The 21,038-nt window shown below is 65.3% G+C and carries 16 protein-coding genes; 7 read left to right on the forward strand and 9 right to left on the reverse strand.

What is annotated here, in order from left to right; all coding sequences use genetic code 11:
• Positions 1 to 122: 122 nt before the first annotated feature.
• The 7 genes from ACSQ84_RS24220 to trxA all read left to right on the forward strand — a co-directional run bounded on the left by ACSQ84_RS24220 (position 123) and on the right by trxA (position 12,637).
• Positions 123 to 2,639: an ATP-binding protein gene (locus ACSQ84_RS24220; RefSeq protein ID WP_436214240.1), complete on the forward strand. Its 2,517-nt coding sequence runs from the start codon at positions 123 to 125 to the stop codon at positions 2,637 to 2,639.
• On the forward strand, positions 2,636 to 4,156 hold the full coding sequence (gene tsaE / locus ACSQ84_RS24225) for a tRNA (adenosine(37)-N6)-threonylcarbamoyltransferase complex ATPase subunit type 1 TsaE (RefSeq protein ID WP_436214241.1): 1,521 nt from the start codon (positions 2,636 to 2,638) through the stop codon (positions 4,154 to 4,156). Before ACSQ84_RS24220 ends, tsaE begins: the two co-directional genes overlap by 4 nt.
• Positions 4,157 to 4,243: 87 nt before the next feature.
• Positions 4,244 to 4,567 (forward strand): PilZ domain-containing protein, encoded by a 324-nt coding sequence (locus ACSQ84_RS24230; RefSeq protein ID WP_436214242.1) that lies wholly within the window; start codon positions 4,244 to 4,246, stop codon positions 4,565 to 4,567.
• 124 nt (positions 4,568 to 4,691) lie between these two features.
• The gene (locus ACSQ84_RS24235; RefSeq protein WP_436214243.1) at positions 4,692 to 5,414 is read left to right on the forward strand and encodes a nucleotidyltransferase family protein; all 723 of its coding nucleotides are present in this window, start codon (positions 4,692 to 4,694) and stop codon (positions 5,412 to 5,414) included.
• A 187-nt stretch (positions 5,415 to 5,601) separates the two neighbouring features.
• Positions 5,602 to 8,742 (forward strand): double-strand break repair protein AddB, encoded by a 3,141-nt coding sequence (gene addB / locus ACSQ84_RS24240; protein ID WP_436214244.1) that lies wholly within the window; start codon positions 5,602 to 5,604, stop codon positions 8,740 to 8,742.
• Positions 8,736 to 12,248, forward strand: a complete 3,513-nt coding sequence (gene addA / locus ACSQ84_RS24245; protein ID WP_436214245.1) for a double-strand break repair helicase AddA — start codon at positions 8,736 to 8,738, stop codon at positions 12,246 to 12,248. The genes addB and addA overlap by 7 nt, the downstream gene beginning before the upstream one ends.
• A 68-nt stretch (positions 12,249 to 12,316) precedes the next feature.
• The gene (trxA, locus tag ACSQ84_RS24250; RefSeq protein ID WP_436214246.1) at positions 12,317 to 12,637 is read left to right on the forward strand and encodes a thioredoxin; all 321 of its coding nucleotides are present in this window, start codon (positions 12,317 to 12,319) and stop codon (positions 12,635 to 12,637) included.
• Positions 12,638 to 12,798: 161 nt separating this feature from the next.
• Here trxA and ACSQ84_RS24255 read toward each other — a convergent pair whose 3' ends face one another.
• From ACSQ84_RS24255 to sppA, 9 genes are all read right to left on the reverse strand, one after another.
• Positions 12,799 to 13,539 (reverse strand): metallophosphoesterase family protein, encoded by a 741-nt coding sequence (locus tag ACSQ84_RS24255; RefSeq protein ID WP_436214247.1) that lies wholly within the window; start codon positions 13,537 to 13,539, stop codon positions 12,799 to 12,801.
• Positions 13,540 to 13,547: 8 nt separating this feature from the next.
• Positions 13,548 to 14,909 (reverse strand): bifunctional folylpolyglutamate synthase/dihydrofolate synthase, encoded by a 1,362-nt coding sequence (locus tag ACSQ84_RS24260; RefSeq protein ID WP_436214248.1) that lies wholly within the window; start codon positions 14,907 to 14,909, stop codon positions 13,548 to 13,550.
• The gene (accD, locus tag ACSQ84_RS24265) at positions 14,906 to 15,847 is read right to left on the reverse strand and encodes an acetyl-CoA carboxylase, carboxyltransferase subunit beta (RefSeq protein ID WP_436214249.1); all 942 of its coding nucleotides are present in this window, start codon (positions 15,845 to 15,847) and stop codon (positions 14,906 to 14,908) included. The genes ACSQ84_RS24260 and accD overlap by 4 nt, the downstream gene beginning before the upstream one ends.
• A gap of 102 nt (positions 15,848 to 15,949) precedes the next feature.
• Entirely contained in the window at positions 15,950 to 16,786 is an 837-nt protein-coding gene (trpA, locus tag ACSQ84_RS24270) for a tryptophan synthase subunit alpha (RefSeq protein ID WP_436214250.1), read from the reverse strand.
• A 226-nt stretch (positions 16,787 to 17,012) separates the two neighbouring features.
• On the reverse strand, positions 17,013 to 18,242 hold the full coding sequence (trpB, locus tag ACSQ84_RS24275) for a tryptophan synthase subunit beta (RefSeq protein WP_436214251.1): 1,230 nt from the start codon (positions 18,240 to 18,242) through the stop codon (positions 17,013 to 17,015).
• Entirely contained in the window at positions 18,239 to 18,898 is a 660-nt protein-coding gene (locus ACSQ84_RS24280) for a phosphoribosylanthranilate isomerase (RefSeq protein ID WP_436214252.1), read from the reverse strand. The genes trpB and ACSQ84_RS24280 overlap by 4 nt, the downstream gene beginning before the upstream one ends.
• A gap of 64 nt (positions 18,899 to 18,962) precedes the next feature.
• A complete protein-coding gene (locus tag ACSQ84_RS24285) occupies positions 18,963 to 19,355 on the reverse strand; it encodes a lipopolysaccharide assembly protein LapA domain-containing protein (RefSeq protein ID WP_436214253.1) in 393 nt (130 codons plus the stop codon).
• Positions 19,356 to 19,548: 193 nt separating this feature from the next.
• The gene (locus ACSQ84_RS24290) at positions 19,549 to 19,854 is read right to left on the reverse strand and encodes an integration host factor subunit beta (protein WP_074820867.1); all 306 of its coding nucleotides are present in this window, start codon (positions 19,852 to 19,854) and stop codon (positions 19,549 to 19,551) included.
• 171 nt (positions 19,855 to 20,025) lie between these two features.
• A complete protein-coding gene (gene sppA, locus ACSQ84_RS24295) occupies positions 20,026 to 21,006 on the reverse strand; it encodes a signal peptide peptidase SppA (RefSeq protein ID WP_436214254.1) in 981 nt (326 codons plus the stop codon).
• Between the last annotated feature and the right edge of the window lie 32 nt (positions 21,007 to 21,038).

A 21,038-nucleotide genomic window follows, 5' to 3' on the forward strand; every position in this document is an offset into this window, starting at 1 on the left:
AGGCGGATTCACGTTCACGGTCTGGACTCTTACCGATGGAGTCACGTTGGGGATACTCTCACTCGATTCGTGCACGGCTGATGTTAGCGCCGGGCCTGAAGTCGTGCGTTCTGGGGCAAATCATGTCGGGCGTAGTCGCGGCGATGCGTCGAAACCTGCTGTCGTGCACCTCACTGGCACGTCACGGCATGATCGCGCTCGCCTCTGCTTTGGTGATGTCGGAACCCGCGTTGGCGGGCGATGTGTCGCTGTCCGAGGCGATTTCGGCCTGGATCGAGCTCAATCACCAGGAATTCGCGGTGCTGACGACCGCATTGTCGCTGCTCGGCTTCACCGTCGTGGCGGCGATCCTGATGATGCACACCCGCGTCAAGGCGACTCGCACCGAGGTCCGGTTGCGTTCCGACATCGCGGAACTGCAGATGCAGGCCGACCGGCTGCGGGCGCTGCTGTTTGCCGAACCGCAAGTTCTGATTTCCTGGGCCGCCGGCGACAGCCGGCCCCAGATCAGCGGCGATACCGCGCTGCTGATCTCGCAGGATTCGTTGCAAAACTCGCCGCAGCGGATCCTCGCGTTTGGAACCTGGTTGCCGCCGGAACCGGCGTTGCAGATGGACCATGCGGTCGATGCGCTGCGCGAGGCCGGCGAAGGCTTTCTGCTCAACCTCTCGACGTCGAACGGCCGCGCGATCGAGGCGATGGGCCGTGCCATCGGCGGCCAGGCCATTGTCCGGATTCGCGAACTCGGCGGGCTGCGCCGCGAACTTGCCGAATCCAATCTGCGCTACAGGACGCTGCAGGAAGAAACCGAGCTGCTGCGCGATTTCGCCGCCGCCGCACCCTGGCCGATCTGGGCCAAGAACGCCGAGGGCAATCTGCGCTACGCCAATACGGCCTATGTGCGGGCGACCGAGGGAACCAGCGTCGCGGACGTCATCCGTCGCAACCTCGAACTTTTGGAAACCGACCAGCGCACCGAGATGAGCCGGACGTTGAACGACAATTCCAGTTTTGGCGCGCGGCTGCCGATCGTGGTCGGCGGCGAACGGCGCATCTATGACGTGCAGGCGCTGAAACTGGGTAGCGGCAGCGCCGGCATCGCGATCGACGCCAGCGAGGCGACCGCGTTGCGCGCCGCGCTGGAGCGGATGGCGGAGGCGCATCGCCGCACCCTCGACCAATTGTCGTCCGGGGTCGCGGTATTCGACGCCCAGCGCCGCCTCGCCTTCTATAACGAATCCTACCGCCGGCTGTGGGGCCTCGATCAGGCCTTCCTTGACGGCCAGCCCGACGATTCCAGCGTGCTCGACCGGCTGCGCGCCGCGCGCAAACTCCCCGAGCAGCCGGACTTCCGGGCCTGGAAGGCCAAGCTGCACGAGGCCTATCGCGCGGTCGAGCCGGAGACCTACACCTGGTTTTTGCCCGACGGCCGCGCGGTCAGCGTCGTCACCACGCCGAACCTCGAAGGCGGCGTCACCTATCTGTTCGACAATGTCACCGAAAGCCTCGATCTGGCACGGCGGTTCGACGGGCTGACACGGGTCCAGCACGAGACGCTGAGCAATCTTGCCGAAGCGGTCGCGGTGTTCGGCAGCAACGGCCGCGTCGAATTGTTCAATCCTGCCTTCGCCAAGATCTGGAAACTGTCGGAAGAGCAGCTGCGCGAACAGCCCCATATCGAGACCGTGGAATCCTGGTGCAGGCCGCTGTTCGACGACGATCCGACCTGGCGCGCGCTGCGCGAGGCGATCACCGCGATCGGCAACCGGGCGCCGGTCGCGCTGAAGCTCGAGCGCAAGGACGGCAGCGTGCTGACCTGCATGACCATGCCGCTGCCCGACGGCGCCACCATGCTGACCTTCCAGGACATCACCGATACCGAGAATGTCGAGCGCGCGCTGCGCGAACGCAACGAGGCACTCGAGGCCGCCGACCAGATGAAGGTCGATTTCGTCCACCACGTGTCTTACGAACTGCGCGCGCCGCTCACCACCATCATCGGCTTCGCCCATTTCCTCAGCGACCCCTCGACCGGTCCGCTGACAGCCAAGCAGGCCGAGTATCTCGACTACGTCACCAAATCGACCAACGCGCTGCTGGCGCTGACCAACAACATCCTCGATCTCGCCACCATCGATGCCGGCGCCATGAAGCTCGAACTCGGCCCGGTCAACATCGCCAAAGCCATCGAGCAGGCCAGGGAAGGCATTCAGGACCGGCTCGCCACCGACCGCATCGAACTCAAGGTCGACATCGATCCCAGCATCGGCGACTTCACCGGCGACGAGCGCCGCGTGGTGCAAGTGCTCTATAACTTGCTGGCCAATGCCGTCGGCTTCTCGCCGCACGACGCGGCCGTCACCATCAGCGCGCGGCGCAACGAGCATCGCGTCATCTTCACGGTCACCGATTCCGGTCCGGGGATCCCGCCCGACGTCAAGGACAAGGTGTTTGACTGGTTCGAGAGCCATTCCAACGGCTCGCGGCACCGCGGCGCGGGGCTTGGCCTGTCGCTGGTGCGCTCGTTCGTCGAACTGCACGGCGGCAAGGTGCGCGTCGATTCGGAACTCGGCCAGGGCACGGCGGTCACCTGCGACTTTCCGATCGACCAGAACGCCCATCGCAACGCCGCCGAATGACCGGGCCAGCGACATTCTCAGTGGCGCTGGCGAACGAGATCGCGACCGCGCAATTGATGGCCGATCTGGCGCTGCTGGTCGGACCCGGCGACGTGATCACGCTGTCGGGCGATCTCGGCGCCGGCAAGACATCCGCGGCGCGGGCGATGATTCGCTACCTCGCCGGCGACGAGGCGCTGGAAGTGCCGAGCCCGACCTTCACGCTGGCGCAAAGCTACGATTCTCCGTTTCCGATCGTTCACGCCGATCTCTACCGCATCAACGATTCCAGCGAATTGGAGGAGATCGGGCTATCGCCTTTGCCCGAGGGCACGCTGGCGTTGATCGAATGGCCGGAGCGCGCGGCTGACGCGCTGCCGCACGACCGCATCGACATCGCTTTCAGCCATCGCCCCGCGCTTGGCTCCAGCGCGCGCGCCGCCGAGTTTACCGGTTACGGCAAGGCGTCGGCGCGGGTCGAACGGCTCAAGGCGCTGCGCCAATTTCTCGAGACCGCGGGCTTTCTGGATGCACGGCGCGAGCGCATGCCCGGCGATGCCTCGACGCGCTCCTATGCGCGGCTGCATCAGGGCGGTACGTCGTCCATTCTAATGAACTCGCCGAAGCGGCCGGACGGCCCGGCGATCTATGACGGCAAATCCTACAGCGCCGCCGTGCATCTGGCCGAGGACGTCAAGCCGTTCGTCGCCATCGCCAACGGCTTGCGCGAGCGCGGCTTCTCGGCGCCGGCGATCCGCCACCAGGACCTCGATGCCGGTTTCCTGATCACCGAGGATTTTGGCCACGCCGGTGTTGTCGAGGGCGACCCGCCGCAGCCGATCGTGGAACGCTATGAGGCTGCGACCGATGTGCTGGCGGCGCTGCATCGCGAGACGCTGCCGGACATCCTCCTGCTGACGCTGCAATCCACCTACGCGATTCCCGTGTTCGATACCGAGGCGCTGCTGGTCGAGATGGGGTTGATGCTCGAATGGTATTTGCCCGATCGTGGCATCGCGCCAGGCCAGGAGCTTCGCAACGAATTCGTCGCGATGTGGCGACAGCTGCTGAAGAAGCCGGCCGCCGCGCCGCGGACCTGGGTGATCCGGGATTTCCATTCCCCCAACATCATCTGGCTCAACGATCGTTCCGGCATCCTGCGGGTCGGCATCATTGATTTCCAGGACGCCGTGCTCGGGCCGGCCGCCTACGACCTGGTATCGCTGCTGCAGGACGCGCGGATCGACGTGCCCGAAGCGCTCGAACTGACGTTGCTGACACGCTACATCAAGGCGCGGCGTGCGGCCGACAGCAACTTCGATCCCGCCGGTTTCGCCGAGCTCTACGCCATCATGTCGGCGCAGCGGAACACCCGCCTGCTCGGCACTTTCGCGCGGCTCAACCGGCGCGACGGCAAGCCGCAATATCTGCCGCATCAGCCGCGGATCTGGACCTATCTCAATCGTTCATTGGCCCACCCGGCCCTGGCGGGCCTTCGCGAGTGGTACGCTGCCAACGTGCCGCCGCTGGAATCTTGATTTACCACTTGTTAGCCAAGCCGGCTTTAATCTGGGGAAGGCTATGCTCCGCGTGCGAGCGGCCGTCTTGGGAGCGGGAATACGGCGATGGCGACATCTGAGCGGCGCAAGGGAGATCGCGTCACCTTCGAGCGCGGCTATCCGGCGCAGATGATGGGCATCGACGGCACCTGGCGGCGTGAATGCGTCATGGAAGACGTCTCCGAGACCGGCGCCAAGCTGACGGTGGAAGGCTCCGTCGAGGGTCTGCACCTGAAGGAATTCTTCCTGTTGCTGTCGTCGACGGGACTGGCGTACCGCCGCTGCGAACTGTCCTGGGTCAATGGCGACCAGATCGGGGTCAATTTCCTGAAGCAGGGCGACAAGAAGAAAAAGGCCGGCAAGCGCGGCGCGGAGACCGCCGAAGCATGAGCCGCGCCGCACCAGCGTCGTCTTACAGCCGTCATCTGCAATGACTATGGGCTCACAGTCGCTGGATCAGCCGAATCACCGTGATATGATCCGCAGCGCTGATCCGTTTCGAGAAATTCCAGGAATGTCCGTCACGCCCAAGAAAGCCATGGTCCTCGCCGCCGGTCTCGGCCTGCGGATGCGCCCCCTGACCGACCACATGCCAAAGCCCCTGGTGCGCGTGATGGGCCAGCCGCTGCTCGATCACGTGCTGGACAAGCTCGCCGCCGCCGGTGTCGGCGAAGCCGTGGTCAACGTGCATTATCTGCCCGACCAGATCATCGAGCATACCGCCTCCCGAACCCACCCCCGCATTACCATCTCCGACGAGCGCGACCAGGTGCTCGGCACCGGCGGCGCCGTCGTGAAGGCTTTGCCTTTGCTCGGCAACGAGCCGTTCTTCCATCTCAATGCCGACACCATGTGGATCGACGGCGTGCGGCCCAACCTGACACGGCTGGCCGAGACCTTCGATCCCGAGCGCATGGATATCCTGCTGCTGATGGCGCCGACCACCAGCAGCATCGGTTATGGCGGCCGCGGCGACTACGGCATGCTGCCTGACGGCGCGCTGCGCAAGCGGCGCGAGCATCAGGTGGTGCCGTTCGTCTATGCCGGCGCCGCGATCATGTCGCCGTCGCTGTTTATAGATGCGCCCGCGGGCGAGTTCTCGCTGACCAAGATGTTCGACCGCGCCAATGAGCAGGAGCGGCTGTTCGGCCTGCGGCTCGACGGCGTCTGGATGCATGTCGGAACCCCCGAGGCGGTACAGGCCGCCGAAGAGGCGTTTCTGGAGAGCGTGGCGTAGGGCTCTAGCGGCATTAGCGGATGTCATGCCCCGCGAAGGCGGGGCACCCAGTACGCCGTGGCCTCTCGATTGAACCACTGGCGTCTCTGGAATACTGGATCACCCGCCTTCGCGGGTGATGACACCGGAACCCATGACCATCGCGCCATCACTCCCTATATTGCCCTGACCTCGAATCAGGCAGCCCATGCGCGTTTTCAGCGTTCCCGTTTCCGTGCCGCTTCTGCGAACCGTCATCGCCGCGCTGGTGGATGGCCGGCTGGTCGAGGGATTCGAAGCGCGCCACAATCCGTTGAACCTGGCGCAGGCGACGCTCTATCTGCCGACCCGGCGCGCCGGCCGCATGGCGCGGGAGATCTTTCTCGATGTGCTGAAGGCCGATGCGGCGATCCTGCCGCGCATCGTGGCGCTTGGCGATATCGACGAGGATGAACTCGCCTTCGCCGAGGAGAGCGACTATGGCGGCGCGGCGCCGCTCGACCTGCCGCCCAAACTTGGTGAACTCGAGCGCCGGCTGACGCTTGCCCATCTCGTGGCGGCATGGGCCAAGACGCCGGTGACGGCGCCGCTGGTGGTCGGCGGCCCGGCATCCACCCTGGCACTCGCCGGCGATCTGGCGCGGCTGATCGACGACATGGTGACGCGCGGCGTCGACTGGAGCGCGCTCGACGGCCTGGTGCCGGACCAGCTCGACAAATATTGGCAGCACTCGCTGGAGTTCCTGCGGATCGCGCGCGAGGCGTGGCCGGCCTATCTTGCCGAAATCAGGAAGATCGAACCGGCGACGCGGCGCGATCTGCTGATCGACGCGGAAGCCGCGCGGCTGACGAAATATCCCGGTGGACCGGTGATCGCGGCGGGCTCCACCGGCTCGATGCCGGCGACCGCAAAATTCCTGCACGCGGTGGCAAAACTGCCGCACGGCGCCGTCGTGCTGCCGGGACTCGATACCGATCTCGATGAAGCGGCGTGGCAATCCATCGGCGGCATCCGCGACGCGCAGGGTCGATTCACCACGCCGCCTGCCTCGAATCATCCGCAATACGCGATGCATGCGTTGCTCGATCGCCTCGGCATCAAACGCGGCGACGTTGAAATCCTGGGCGATCCCGCCCCCGATGGGCGCGAAGTGCTGGTCTCCGAAACGATGCGGCCGTCGGGCGCGACCGCGCAGTGGCATGACCGGCTGCAGCGGCCGGAGATCGCGGCAAGGATCGCGGCCGGCATGCAGGATCTCGCCGTGGTCGAGGCGCCCAATCCGGAGATGGAGGCGTTGGCGATTGCGGTCGCCATGCGCGAGGCGCGGCACCTCGGCAAATCCGCCGCGCTGGTGACGCCGGACCGCGCGTTGGCACGGCGGGTGACCGCGGCGCTCGGCCGCTGGAATCTCGCATTCGATGATTCCGGCGGTGACGCGCTGATGGAAACTTCCGCCGGCATTTTCGCGCGATTGGCGGCTGAAGCGGCCGCGAAGGGACTGGAGCCGCCGACGCTGCTGGCGATGCTGAAACATCCGCTGCTTCGGCTCGGCGGCCCGCACGGCAAGCTGAAGCGCGGCATCGAGGTGCTTGAACTGGCGCTGTTGCGCGGCACCCGGCCGCAAGCGGGAACCAGCGGCCTGGCGCGCGATTTCTCACGCTTCCGCGACGAACTTCGGAAATTGCGCGGCGGTGAGGCGTCGTCGCTGCATGCGCTCGAGCCGCGAAGCAGGCTTCGCGACGAATCGCTCGATCAGGTTCAGTCATTGATCGATTCGTTGCAGGCGGCGCTTGCGCCGCTGGAAAGCATCGCGCCGTCGAAGCCGTATGATTTCGCCGAGCTGGCGCAACGGCATCGCGAGGTGCTGTCAGCGCTCTCGAGCGATCAGAACGGCGTGGCCGTGGCGTTCGAGGGGCAACAGGGCCTGGTGCTCGCGGCAGCGTTTGACGATCTGCTCGCCGACCAGAAGCAAAGCGGGCTGACGGTCCAGCTTGGCGATTATCCGGAGGTGTTCCAGACCGCGTTCGCCGACCGCATGGTGCGGCGCCCGGAGTCGGAAAATGCCCAGCTGCATATTTACGGCCAGCTCGAAGCGCGGCTGACCGAATCCGATCGCGTGATTCTGGGCGGGCTGGTCGAAGGCGTCTGGCCGCCGGCGCCGCGCGTCGATCCATGGCTGAGCCGGCCGATGCGCCACCAGCTCGGCCTCGATCTGCCGGAGCGGCGCATCGGCCTGTCAGCACATGACTTTGCGCAATTGCTCGGCCACGCCGATGTCATCCTGACCCATTCCGCCAAGGTCGGCGGCGCGCCGGCCGTCGCCTCACGCTTTCTGCACCGGCTGGAAGCGGTGGCGGGCGAGGAACGCTGGGGCGCCGCAACGGCGGCGGGCGAAAAATATGTCCGTTTCGCCGGCGAACTCGACCAGCCCTACAAGATCGAACCGATCCGGCAACCCGCGCCAAAGCCGCCGCGCGAGACGCGTCCGACCCGGTTGTCAGTGACGGCGATCGAGGACTGGCTGCGCGACCCCTACACGATCTATGCCCGGTATATTCTGCGCCTCGATCCGCTCGATCCCGTCGACATGCCGCTGTCGGCCGCCGACCGCGGCTCGGCGATCCATGACGCGCTCGGCGAGTTCACGCAGACCCATGCCAATGAATTGCCCGACGATCCCGTGCGCGCCTTGCGCGACATCGGTCGCAAGTTTTTTGAGCCCCTGATGGAACGGCCCGAAGCCCGGGCGCTGTGGTGGCCGCGGTTTCAGCGTATCGCACAATGGTTTGCGGACTGGGAAACCGTGCGGCGCGGCAACGTCGCCGCGATCGACGCCGAGACCCGGGGCGAGATCAAGATTCAACTCGACAATGATCGTACCTTCACGCTATCGGCCCGCGCTGACCGGATCGAACGCCGCAATGACGGCACCTACGCCATCCTCGATTACAAGACCGGACAACCGCCGACAGGAAAGCAGGTCCGCATGGGCCTGTCGCCGCAGCTCACGCTGGAAGCGGCGATCCTGCGCGAGGGCGGTTTTCCCGGCATCGATGCGGGCGCATCGGTCAGCCAGCTCGCCTATGTCAGGCTCAGCGGTAACAATCCGCCAGGCGAGCAGAAGACACTCGAACTGAAGATCAGGAACGAGACGCCGCAGCATCCGGATGCAGCCGCCGACTATGCCCGGGAGGAGCTGGAAAAGCTGATCCGCAAATTCGAGGACGAAAACCAGGCCTATACCTCGCTGAACCTGTCGATGTGGGCGAGCCGCTACGGCGCCTATGACGATCTTGCCCGCATCAAGGAATGGTCGGCGGCCGGCGGCCTGGAGATCCCGGAATGGTGAAAGCCCTGCGCCCGATTCCCGATGCGGTGCGCGCCACCCAGGCGCGCGCGTCCGATCCCGGCGCCTCCACGTTCGTGTCGGCGAATGCCGGCTCCGGCAAGACGCATGTGCTGGTGCAGCGGGTCATCCGGCTGCTGCTTGCCGACGTCCCGCCGGAAAAGATCCTCTGCATCACCTTCACCAAGGCCGCCGCGGCCAACATGGCCGAGCGGGTGTTCACGACCCTCGGGCATTGGGTCACGCTCGGCGACGATGCGCTGAACGATGCGATCCGCGAAGCCGGCATCGGGCATCCAACGGCCAGACTGCGACAATCGGCGCGCAAGCTGTTCGCCTGCGCGCTGGAAACGCCGGGCGGGCTCAAGGTCCAGACCATCCACGCGCTGTGCACGCGGCTGCTGCAGCAATTTCCGTTCGAGGCCAACGTGCCGGCGCGCTTCGCCGTGCTCGATGACCGCGACCAGAACGAGATGATGGAGCGCGCCAATCTGGCGGTCTTGCTGGAAGCCTCGCGCGATCCCGACAGCGCCGCGGGCCGTGCGCTCAATACCGCGATGGCGAGCGCCGCCGACGTCACGCTCAAGGACGTGGTGCGCGAGGCGTGCCTGAGCCGCGATCAGTTTTTGGCCTGGACCAAGGCGGCCGGCAGCTCGGAGGCCGCGGCGCGCGAGATGTCCGCGGCACTTGGCGTCACCGCGGCCGACCGGATCGAGGATGTCGAGCGCGACATCGTCGACGGTCCGAACCTGCCGAGATCGCGATGGCAGGAGATCGCGGGCATTCTCGATACCGCCAACAAGACCGATCAGGATCAGGCCGCCCGGCTTCGTGAGGCGCTGATGACTACCGGCGCCGCGCAGGTCGACACCTATCTCGGCATATTCCTCACCGACGAACGCGCACCGCGAAAAGCGGTGGTGACCAGGAAATTCGTCGACAACAATATGGCGATCGGCCGCCTGTTCGAGTCCGAGGCGCTTCGTCTTGCGCCCTTGATCGAAAAGCGTCGCGCAATCCTTGTCCGCGACCGCACCGAGGCGCTGCTGTACATCGCGACCGCCGCGGCGGCGAACTATGAGCGCGAGAAGCTGGAGCGCGGCCTGCTCGACTATGACGACCTGATCGACAAGACGCTGGCGATGCTGGACCGCGTCTCCTCCGGCTGGGTGCATTACAAGCTCGACCGCGGCGTCGATCACGTGCTGATCGACGAGGCGCAGGACACCAGCCCGCGGCAGTGGGACATCGTCGCGCACATCATCTCGGAATTCACTTCCGGCGCCGGGGCGCGCGACGGCGTCGTACGCACGGTGTTTGCGGTCGGCGACGAAAAGCAGTCGATCTTCTCGTTCCAGGGCGCGGACCCGCACCAGTTCGCCGCGCGACGCCAGCAGTTGAAGACAAAATTCGAGGACGCCGGGCTGAAATTCGATCCGGTCTCCTTTACCTATTCGTTCCGCTCGGGACCGGTGATCCTGCAATCGGTCGATCATGTATTCCGCGATGAGGCGATCTATCGCAGCATCCATGCGGAAAATGCCTATCCCGTGCACTCCTGGCTCGAAGACGCCGGCCCCAGCACCATCGATCTCTGGGATCTGGCGATAGCTGACGACAAGCAGGACATCGAAGGCTGGCGCGCGCCGTTCGATGGCGTCTCGGTCACGAGCCCCGAGGTCAAGCTATCCAAACGCATCCAGGCCGAGATCAAGGCGCTGGTGCAGGGCGGCACGATGACGGGCCATGCCGGCAGCCGGCGGCGCCTGAGCTATGGCGACGTGCTGGTGCTGGTGCGCCGGCGCGGCAATTTGTTCGACGCCGTCATCCAGGCGCTGAAGCACGCCAACATCCCGGTCGCCGGCGCCGACCGCTTGAAGCTCACCGAGCACATCGCGATCATCGACCTGATGAACCTCGCCGACGCGCTGCTGCTGCCGCAGGACGATCTGGCGCTCGCGGTGGCCCTGAAAAGCCCGCTGTTCGGGCTCACCGACGACGATTTGTTCAAGCTGGCGCGCGACCGCAAGGGGTCCTTGCGCGAGGCGTTGAATATCCACGCCGCAACCGACCCACGGATCGAACACACGCGTGAACGCCTCGATCAATGCGAACGCCGTGGCCTGCACGAGACGCCGTTCAGCTTCTATGCCTGGCTGCTTGGCGGCGACGGCGGCAGGCGGCGAATTCTCAAACGTCTGGGCCATGAAGCCAACGACGCGCTCGACGAATTTCTTGAACTCGCGCTTTCCTATGAACGCAAGGCACCGGCCTCGCTGCAGGGGTTTATGGCATGGCTCCGCACCGCCGACCTCGAAGTGAAGCGCGATATGGAAATCTCGCGCGACGAGGTGCGCGTGATGACGGTGCACGGCGCCAAGGGACTGGAAGCCTCGGTGGTGTTCCTGGCCGACACCACGACGTCCCCTCAAGACACGCAGCGGCTGAGGCTCATTCATTTGCCGCGCGGCGACAGCGGCAAGGTCGTGGTCTGGGCCGGCAAGAAGGCGGATGACCCGGTCGGCGTCGCCAACGCGCGCATCGCCATGTTGGATGAGACCGAAGATGAATACCGCCGCCTGCTCTATGTGGCGATGACGCGCGCGGCCGACCGCCTGATCGTCGGTGGCTGCAAGCCCGGCAACGTGAACAATGTGAGGACGAACTCCTGGTACGACCTTATTGCCAAGGGCCTCGCCAATTCCGGATTGCGGCTTGAGGAAATCGAGACGCCGGCCGGCGCTGTAAAGCGGTACGTGGGCCCCGAGGATGCCGCGCCCACGCCGGAGGCGGCGTCCGCGCGGATAGTTGAGGCGGCGACCGAGCTGCCGCCATGGCTGCTCGCACCGGTCGCGGCCGAACCGCGGACCGAAAGCCTGCTGCGTCCCTCCGATCCCGCTGACGGCGATGGCCATCCGGTCCGCTCAGGCGAATCGATCCTGCTCCGCGCCAAGGCGCTCAAGCGCGGCACGCTGGTGCACCGACTGCTGCAGTCGCTGCCCGATATCGCCGCAGAGCGCCGCCGCGAGGCCGCGCTGTCGTATCTGGCGCGAAACGCCGACGGCTGGACCGAGGACGAACGGCTCACGCTGGCGGAAAAGGCGCTGGGGCTGATTGCGGATGCGCGCTTTGCGCAGGCTTTTGCGCCCGGCAGCCGGGCCGAGGTCTCGATCGTCGGTCGGCTCGACTGGCCCGAGCAGTCGCCGGCGCTGGTTTCCGGGCAGATCGACCGGCTGGTGGTGACCGAGCGGGAAGTCTTGATCGTGGACTACAAGACCAACCACGCCCCGTCCAGGCTGGTTGCCGAGGCTCCGCGCGGCTATGTCCGCCAGCTCGCGCTGTACCGGGCGGTGCTGGCAAAACTTTATCCCCAGCTGCCGGTCCGGGCCGCGCTGCTTTGGACCGAAACGCCTGATTTGATGGAGATTCCTGCCCCCGCGCTGGACGCGGCACTGGCATCCTATCATCTCGGCGTGACCGCGCTTGACCCGGCAAGATCGCGTTCATAGGTTTGCCGATATCCTGACGGGCGCGATTCTCATCCGCGCCGCTGTTTCCAACCGAACGAGGTATTCCCATGGCCGTTGGCAAGGTTTCTGACGCCGATTTCGAAGCCGAAGTGCTCAACGCGACCGGGCCGGTGGTCGTCGATTTCTGGGCTGAATGGTGCGGCCCCTGCCGCATGATCGCACCTGCGCTCGACGAGATTTCCGGCGCCATGGGCGACAAGGTCAAGATCGTGAAGCTGAACGTCGACGAGAGCCCGAAGACGGCCTCGAAATACGGCGTGATGTCGATCCCGACCCTGATGATCTTCAAGGGCGGCGAGATGGCCTCGCGCCAGGTCGGCGCCGCGCCGAAGGCGAAGCTGCAGCAGTGGATATCAGCTGCGGTCTGATTTGCTTAGATCGATATTTTTTCCGAAGCGGCCGGCGAATAGCCGGCCGTTTTGTTTTGAGCCCGTAGCCCGGATGGAGCGAAGCGTAATCCGGGAGAGTCGTACCGCGGATACCGAACCCCGGATTGCGCTTCGCTCCATCCGGGCTACGAACTACGAACTTATCTGATCCACCCCGTCGCCAGCGCCGACGCCAGTTCCGACTGGCCGTTCTGTCGCGCCAGCGCCGCCATCGCCTCGTGGTCGTAGGGCACATGGCGGAACGTCACGTGCCAATGGCCGTCGGCCAATTCGAGGATCGCGTAGCGCGCATCCGGCGTGCCGGCTTCGATGACATGCGGAAACGGATGGGTGTCGCGATAGCCGGGCGAGCCGACACTGCCGGGATTGACGATCAGGCGCCCGTCGCGAAGCCGGACGGCGCGCGCGATGTGGGTATGTGCGCACAGGATCAGCGGCTGCGTAATTCCAGCGGCCTGCTTCTCGATCGCATCGAGCGAGGCCATGCAAACGGCGCCGTCCGGCATCACGGTCTCCAGCCAATAGACCTCGTCATGCGCCGGCGTCGCGTGGCAGAGAAACACAAGGTCGCGGTAGACGCGCGTCGGCGGCACCGCGCGCAGCCAGTCGAGATGAGCCTGGTCGAGTTGCGCATGCGCCCGGCGATCCCACGACCCCATCTTTTCCGGGGGGCGGTCAAGCAGATAGCGATCATGATTGCCGAGCACGTGCACCGCATCGAGCGCCATCAAGGCGTCCATCGTCAACCGCGCATCAAGCGGTCCGCTCGCCATGTCGCCGAGATTGACGATCTCTTCGACGCCCTGCGCGCGGATATCGGCAATCACGGCTTCCAGCGCGAGATAGTTTCCGTGCACGTCGGCAATCGCAGCAAAACGCATCAATCAACCTATCCCGGCGGCGTGCCGTTGGCGGCCAGCACGTGGCCGGCGAGGTAGAGCGAGCCCGTAATCAGAATACGCGGCGGGATTTCATAGGCAAGGCTCGCCAGCGTACGCAGCGCCGCTTCGACACTGGCGGCGTTTTCCACGCGCATACCGAGGGCGCGGGCGGCATCCGCCAGCCGGTCGAGCGGCATCGACGCCGCCATTGCCATCACGCTTGCCTTGTCGCGACCGGGTATCGGCACCGCCATGATATGGCGCGTCAGCCCGGCGAAATTGGCGAGGAACGCGCCCGCATCCTTGTTCGCCATCATGCCTGTGATGACGACCAGCGGCCGCGACACCCGCTCTTCGAGATCGCCCAGTGCCGCGGCGGCGACCCGCCCGCCTTCGGCATTGTGCCCGCCATCGAGCCAGATCTCGCAGCCCGGCGGTCCCTGCTCGACCAGCGTACCCGAAACCAGCCGCTGCATCCGCGCCGGCCATTCGGCGTTGACGATGCCGGCCTCGAAATGGGGCATGCCGATCTTGAACGCGTCGAGCGCACGCAAGGTCGCGATCGCAAGCCCGGCATTGTCGAACTGATGCCGGCCGAACAGTTTTGGCGCCACCAGATCCATCAGGCCGCGATCGTCCTGATAGACCAGCCGGCCGCGCTCGACGCTGACATGCCATTGCTGGCCGGCCGCATGCAGCGGCGCGCGCATGCGGATGGCCTGCGCCTCGATCACCGCCATCGCTTCCGGCGCCTGCTCGGCGCAAACCACCGGCGCTGTGCGTTTGATGATCGCGGCCTTCTCACCGGCAATCTCGGTCAGCGAATTGCCGAGGAATTCCGTATGGTCCATGCTGACCGGCGCGATCACGCTCGCGAGCGGCGCGTCGACCACATTGGTGGCGTCGAGCCGGCCGCCGAGGCCGACTTCCAGCAGTACGACATCGGCCGGATGCTGCGCGAACAGACAAAACGCCGCCGCGGTCTCAATCTCGAATATCGTGATCGGATCGCCATCGTTGGCCCGTTCGCAATGCTCCAGCACGGCGCACAATCCATCGTCGTCCACCAGCACGCCGCCGCCGCTGCGGCCCAGACGAAAACATTCGTTGAGCCGCACCAGATAGGGCGAGGTATAGACGTGGACGCGCAGGCCTGCGGCTTCCAGGATCGCGCGCAGGTAAGCAATGGTCGAACCCTTGCCGTTGGTGCCGGCGACATGGATCACCGGCGGCAGCTTGCTTTCGGGGTGATCGAGCCGCGCCAGCAGCGCGTGCATGCGATCGAGGCTGAGATCGATGCGTTTGGGATGGAGCGCCGACAGCCGCGCGATCAATTCGTCGAGCTGCGGTTTGGCGGCGGGTTTGTTCACGCGTGAGGTGCGGCCTGCACCGCTTCCGGCGCCGAGACGATCTGGGCCGGATCGGTAACCTGCAGCACCGCTTTCGAGGCGCCATCAAGCGCCGGCGATTTCGTCAGCAGCCGGCACAGCCGCGCCAAGGTGGGGCGCATTTCATGGCGATGCACCACCATGTCGATCATGCCATGGTCGCGCAGATACTCGGCGCGCTGAAAACCTTCCGGCAGTTTTTCGCGAATGGTCTGTTCGATGACGCGCGCCCCGGCGAATCCGATCAGCGCGCCGGGCTCGGCGATCTGCACGTCGCCCAGCATCGCGTAGGACGCGGTAACCCCGCCGGTGGTCGGATTGGTCAGCACCACGATGTAGGGCAGTTTTGCTTCGCGCAGCATCTGCACGCCGACCGTCGTTCGCGGCATCTGCATCAGCGATAAAATGCCTTCCTGCATCCGTGCGCCGCCGGAGGCGGCGAACACGATGAACGGGGATTTCTTTTCGACCGCAAGCTCGAGCCCGCGCACGATCGCCTCCCCGGCGGCCATGCCGAGCGAACCGCCCATGAAATCGAAATCCTGCACCGCGACGACAACGCCGGCGCCTTCGAGCTTGCCGTAGCCGACCTTGATGGCGTCGTTCAACCCGGTTTTTGCGCGGGCATCCTTGATCCGGTCGGCATATTTGCGCTCGTCGCGAAATTTCAGCGGATCGGCGGTCACCTCAGGCAGCGCGATGTCGTACCAGGTCTCGTTGTCGAAGATCGATTTCAGCCGCGCCACCGCGCCCATGCGCATGTGGTAGTTCGAGCCGGGAATCACGAACTGGTTGGCCTCGACGTCCTTGTAGAACACCAGCTGCCCGGAATCCGGGCACTTGATCCACAAATTCTCCGGCGTCTCGCGGCGCAGGATGCTGCGGATCTTCGGCCGGACGACGTTGGTGAGCCAATTCATGTTTCGCTCCGAAATGCGGTTGAACGCATCGACTGGGATATATGGCGGCCCGGACAAGGCCCGGCAAGCCGCAGGCAGCGCCTCATTCTACGCAATTATAGCTTATTCTGCGGCCTGTTTGGCGCCCCGCACGCCCTGCGCCAGCGCGGCAACCAGATCGGCAACGGCCGGAACGGTTTTGGCGGTCGCGCGGCCCTCGGCGTCGAGGCTGCCGCTAAGGGCATCGACCAGCGCGGTGCCGACCACGGCGCCATTGGCATTCTCGGCGATCGCGCGCGCGGCATCCGGCGTCCTGATGCCGAAGCCGACGCAGACCGGCAACTTGGTATGCCGCTTGATTCGGGCCACGGCTTCGCCGACCACCCCGGAATCGGCGCTACCGCTGCCGGTGATGCCCGTGATCGCGACGTAATAGACAAAGCCCGAGGTGTTCGCGAGCACCGCCGGCAGGCGCTTGTCGTCGGTGGTCGGCGTCGCCAGCCGGATGAAATTCAGCCCGGCCTTCATCGCCGGCAGGCACAGTTCGTCGTCTTCTTCCGGCGGCAGATCGACGATGATCAGGCCATCGACGCCGGCGGTCCTGGCGTCGGCGAGGAACTTGTCGACGCCGTAGATGTAGATCGGATTGTAATACCCCATCAGCACCAGCGGCGTGGTGTCGTCATCCTTGCGGAAGCCGCGCACCATCTCCAGCGTCTTCTTCAGCGTCATGCCGGCCTTCAGCGCGCGCAGACCCGCGGCCTGGATCGACGGCCCGTCCGCCATCGGATCGGTAAAGGGCATGCCGATCTCGATCATGTCGGCACCGGCCTTCGGCAGCGCCTTGAGGATGTCGAGCGAGGTTTGCGGATCGGGATCGCCGGCCATCAGGAAGGTGACGAAAGCCGAGCGGCCCTCTTTGGCGAGTTCGGCGAAGCGGGCATCGATACGGGTGGTCATGCTGCGGCGCTCGCTGTGCTCTTACCGAAAACTTCGCCCGCGGAGACACCCCCACCCCAACCCTCCCCCGCAAGCGGGAGAGGGGGCGCAGCGCGGCGCGGCGATGGTCTTTTCAAAACAACGGGAAATCGATGATTTGTAAGAGAACCGCGTGCGGCAGCGGCGGTGCGTTCCCTCTCCCGCTTGCGGGGGAGGGCTCTCTCCACGGGCTCGATGCAAGCGATCATCACTGCTTCTCACCCTTCAAAATTTCGGCGACCTGCGGGATATCCTTGTCGCCGCGGCCGGAGAGATTGACGACCATCAGGTGATCCCTGGGCCGCTTCGGCGCCAGGTCCATCACCTTGGCGATGGCATGCGCGGATTCCAGCGCGGGGATGATGCCTTCCTGGCGCGACAGCAACTGGAACGCGGCGAGCGCCTCGTCGTCGGTGGCGCTGAGGTAGGTGACCCGTCCGGTTTCATAGAGCCAGGAATGCTCCGGCCCGATGCCGGGATAGTCCAGCCCGGCCGAGATCGAATGGGCGTCCTGGATCTGGCCGTCATCGTCCATCAGCAAATAAGTACGGTTGCCGTGCAGCACGCCGGCCCGGCCGCCCGCGATCGAAGCCGCGTGCAGCTGCGTCAGGCCGTGACCGGCAGCCTCTACGCCGAAAATCTCGACCGAGGGATCGTCAAGGAACGGATGAAACAGCCCCATCGCGTTGGAGCCGCCGCCGATGCAGGCGATGAGCGAATCCGGCAACCGGCCCTCGGCCTCCTGCATCTGCGCGCGGGTCTCCTCGCCGATGACGGACTGGAAGTCGCGCACCATCATCGGATAGGGATGCGGGCCCGCCACCGTGCCGATACAATAGAAGGTGTTGTGCACGTTGGTGACCCAGTCGCGCAGCGCTTCGTTCATCGCATCCTTGAGCGTGCGGGTTCCGGATTGAACCGGAATAACCTTGGCGCCCAGCATCTCCATGCGGAACACGTTCGGCGCCTGACGCGCGACGTCGACCGCGCCCATATAGACGATGCATTCCAGCCCGAACCGCGCGCACAGCGTCGCGGTGGCGACGCCGTGCTGGCCGGCGCCGGTCTCGGCGATGATGCGCTTCTTGCCCATGCGGCGCGCGACCATGATCTGGCCGAGCACGTTGTTCACCTTGTGCGAACCGGTGTGGTTGAGTTCCTCGCGCTTGAAATAAACCTTCGCGCCGCCGAGATGCTCGGTCAGGCGCTCGGCGAAATACAGCGGCGATGGCCGGCCGACATAGTCCTTGAGATAGCCGTTCATCTCGGCCTGGAACGACGGGTCGGCCTTGGCGGCGGCGTAAGCCCTTTCCAGGTCGAGGATCAGCGGCATCAGTGTTTCCGCGACAAAGCGTCCGCCGAAATTACCGAAATGCCCGCGCTCGTCGGGACCGCTGCGGAAGGAGTTTGGCAGCGAACTTGGTGAGGCTGGATTCATCGGACCATCAATTCTTCGGTGGCGCGCGCGGCGCGGATAAAGTCGCGGATCATCTCGGGATCCTTGACGCCGGGCGAACGCTCGACGCCCGAGGACACGTCGACGCCGCCGGCGCGGGTGACGCGAACGGCTTCCGCAATGTTGGCGGCGTTAAGCCCGCCCGAGACCATGAACGGCAGTTTGAGATCGAGCTTTTCAAGTAGCTGCCAGTCGAACACCGCGCCAAGCCCGCCCGGGCGGGTGGCCTCTTTTGGCGCCCGGGCATCGAACAGCATGCGGTCGGCGACATCGGCATAGCCCGCGAGCGGCAGCAGATCGGCCGCGGTCTCGACCGGCAACGCCTTCATCAGCGGCAGGCCGAATTTCTGCCTGATGTCGCGCAGCCGCGCGGTGGTTTCCTTGCCGTGCAGTTGCATAATGTCCGGCCGCAGCGTCTCGACGATGTTTTCGAGCGTCGCGTCGTCGGCATCGACAGTGAGCGCGACCTTGACGGCGCGGCCCTTGGCCTGCTGGCCGAGCTCGCGCGCGGTCTCGAGGCTGAGATGCCGCGGCGACGGGGGGAAGAACACGAAACCCACCATGTCAGCGCCAGCCCCGAGCGCGACGTCGAGCGTCTCGCGCGTGGAGAGGCCGCAAATTTTGACGAGCAGGGACATGGGCTCTCAGGCGCGGCTTTCAAGCCGCCAAATACGGGTTGCAACGGAGCTGATTGGGCGGGTTCTACAACGTCGCGCCCTGCTTGTCTCGCCCGGCGGCCCCGTAAATGCCGCGTTGCGCCGGTGCCGCAAGCTGCGGCATGCCGGCCCGGGAGACCGCCGCGGCGGCGCGCAGATCGGCTGTTTCCGACCGCGCCCGGCGAGCATCGGCCTCGTGCCGCCGCGCCGCGCGGCGCCAGTGGCGCTGGCGGAACCAGGTCGCCATGCCGCCCGCCGCGACCCCCAAAATCGCCACGGCAATGATCACGACGAACAGTGGCATCGACACTGCGAGCGACGGGTTGACGGAGTTGAACGGATCGAACGACACCGTCACGAAATGGCGGTTGGCGACCGCGAAGACGATGAAGAGGAGCCCTAAGGGAATGACGACCAGCGCCGTGATGAATTTTCGCATGACCATCTCTCGCGGTGCGGATTGTCGAAACAACTAACATCGGCGGGCAGGTGTCCCGCAACACGGCATCCGATCGTCAGAACCCGGTGGCGTCTTTTACTTGACGCGTTTTCTACCGCAGATAAGTCTACGCAATCTGCGTAAACTTTGATTGCCATGCGAACCGGGTCCACTTCGCTTGAAAACGCTATGGTTACGCGCCGGCCTCGGGCGCACCGCCCTCGCGGTTCAGCCGCTCGCGCATTTCCTTGCCCGTCTTGAAAAACGGGACGCTCTTCTGGTCGACCGGCACATGCGCGCCGGTGCGTGGATTGCGCCCTGCGCGGGCTGGACGATGCTTGACCGAGAAGGCGCCGAAACCGCGGAGCTCGACACGGTCGCCGCGCGCCAGGGCGGCGACGATCTCATCGAGAATCGCGTTCACGATGTTCTCCACATCCCGCTGATAAAGGTGCGGGTTGTGCTCGGCGATGCGCTGAACAAGTTCGGATTTGATCATCGAGACTGGGGTCCACTGTCATGCGGACTTCCATTTCCGTGAAAATGCCTTGCACTGTCAAGACGCTAAATCAATTTTGGGCGATGCGAAATGACGTGACAAATCGCCCGGAAGGGGTTTGTCACAATACCCGCAATGCGGGAGGACCACGCCAAAGCTCGCCTGCGCGGCTCAATTGGAGGCCGCGGGCCGCCACAACGCCAGCATGCCGTCCAGTGCCAGCTGATCGACGGCCCCGGTGACGCCAGCCTGCTCGATCTGACGCGCCACCGCACCAAGTCCGAGCGCATCGAAGGTGATGGACGCGGCCGCACGCAGGAACGTCATGTCGCCGAACCGCGGGGTCAGCTTGAAATCACGCACCGGCAGGTCGCTCTTGATCTTCTTTTCGGCGACCAGCCATGCGACCGCGGTTTTCTCGTCGCCGAGTTGATCGACCAGCTTCAGCTCGACCGCCTGGCGGCCGGTGAACACGCGCCCGTCCGCGACTTTTTCGAGCAACGCCTCGTCCATGCCGCGCCGCGCCTTCACGAGTTCACGGAACCATGCATAAGAATCCTTCACCAGCGCGTCGAGCGCCGCCCGCGCTTCCGGGCTGGTCGGTTCAAACCCGTTGGGCGCAGCCTTGAGCGGCGAGGATTTCACTTCCTCGACCTTGACGCCGACGGTCTTCATCAATTCGGTGAAATTCGGAAATTGAAAGAGCACGCCGATCGAGCCGACCAAAGAGCTCTGCTGGGCGATGATGTGATCGGCCGCAAGCGCGCCAATGTAACCGCCCGAGGCGGCCAGGCCCTCGACCACCACGACCAGCGGCTTCTTGGCCTTGAGCCGCACCAGCGCATCGTAGAGTTGCTCGGAGCCGGCGGTGGTGCCGCCCGGCGAATTGATATGCACGATGACGGCCGCGGCCGACGATTTCTCCAGCCGCTCCAGCGCCTCGACGCGCTGCAGATCGCTGCGGATCAGACCTTCGATATTGACGCGAGCAATCGAGCCCGACACCGCCAGCGACGAGCGGCCGGCGGGTGTCGCGAGCACCCCGACGGCGACGACCGCAGCAAGCACGACCACGGCCGCCACCAGGCGCCAGAAGGTCAGCTTGCGGCGTATCCTGCGGCGATCGACGATCACGTCCGAATCGAGCGACATCGAATTTCTCCTGAGGTCAGCAGCGCGTTTTG

Source organism: Bradyrhizobium sp. LjRoot220, from assembly GCF_964252915.1.
In the GTDB taxonomy this organism is placed as follows: domain Bacteria; phylum Pseudomonadota; class Alphaproteobacteria; order Rhizobiales; family Xanthobacteraceae; genus Bradyrhizobium.

Bases quoted from the DNA above. Each gene is read 5' to 3' on its own strand.
- ACSQ84_RS24290 (WP_074820867.1), bottom strand. From the start codon at position 19,854: ATGATCAAATCCGAACTTGTTCAGCGCATCGCCGAGCACAACCCGCAC.
- trpA (WP_436214250.1), bottom strand. From the start codon at position 16,786: ATGACCACCCGTATCGATGCCCGCTTCGCCGAACTCGCCAAAGAGGGC.
- ACSQ84_RS24235 (WP_436214243.1), top strand. From the start codon at position 4,692: ATGTCCGTCACGCCCAAGAAAGCCATGGTCCTCGCCGCCGGTCTCGGC.
- ACSQ84_RS24280 (WP_436214252.1), bottom strand. From the start codon at position 18,898: ATGTCCCTGCTCGTCAAAATTTGCGGCCTCTCCACGCGCGAGACGCTC.
- tsaE (WP_436214241.1), top strand. From the start codon at position 2,636: ATGACCGGGCCAGCGACATTCTCAGTGGCGCTGGCGAACGAGATCGCG.
- addB (WP_436214244.1), top strand. From the start codon at position 5,602: ATGCGCGTTTTCAGCGTTCCCGTTTCCGTGCCGCTTCTGCGAACCGTC.
- ACSQ84_RS24230 (WP_436214242.1), top strand. From the start codon at position 4,244: ATGGCGACATCTGAGCGGCGCAAGGGAGATCGCGTCACCTTCGAGCGC.
- accD (WP_436214249.1), bottom strand. From the start codon at position 15,847: ATGAATTGGCTCACCAACGTCGTCCGGCCGAAGATCCGCAGCATCCTG.
- trxA (WP_436214246.1), top strand. From the start codon at position 12,317: ATGGCCGTTGGCAAGGTTTCTGACGCCGATTTCGAAGCCGAAGTGCTC.
- trpB (WP_436214251.1), bottom strand. From the start codon at position 18,242: ATGAATCCAGCCTCACCAAGTTCGCTGCCAAACTCCTTCCGCAGCGGT.
- sppA (WP_436214254.1), bottom strand. From the start codon at position 21,006: ATGTCGCTCGATTCGGACGTGATCGTCGATCGCCGCAGGATACGCCGC.
- ACSQ84_RS24285 (WP_436214253.1), bottom strand. From the start codon at position 19,355: ATGCGAAAATTCATCACGGCGCTGGTCGTCATTCCCTTAGGGCTCCTC.
- addA (WP_436214245.1), top strand. From the start codon at position 8,736: ATGGTGAAAGCCCTGCGCCCGATTCCCGATGCGGTGCGCGCCACCCAG.
- ACSQ84_RS24255 (WP_436214247.1), bottom strand. From the start codon at position 13,539: ATGCGTTTTGCTGCGATTGCCGACGTGCACGGAAACTATCTCGCGCTG.
- ACSQ84_RS24220 (WP_436214240.1), top strand. From the start codon at position 123: ATGTCGGGCGTAGTCGCGGCGATGCGTCGAAACCTGCTGTCGTGCACC.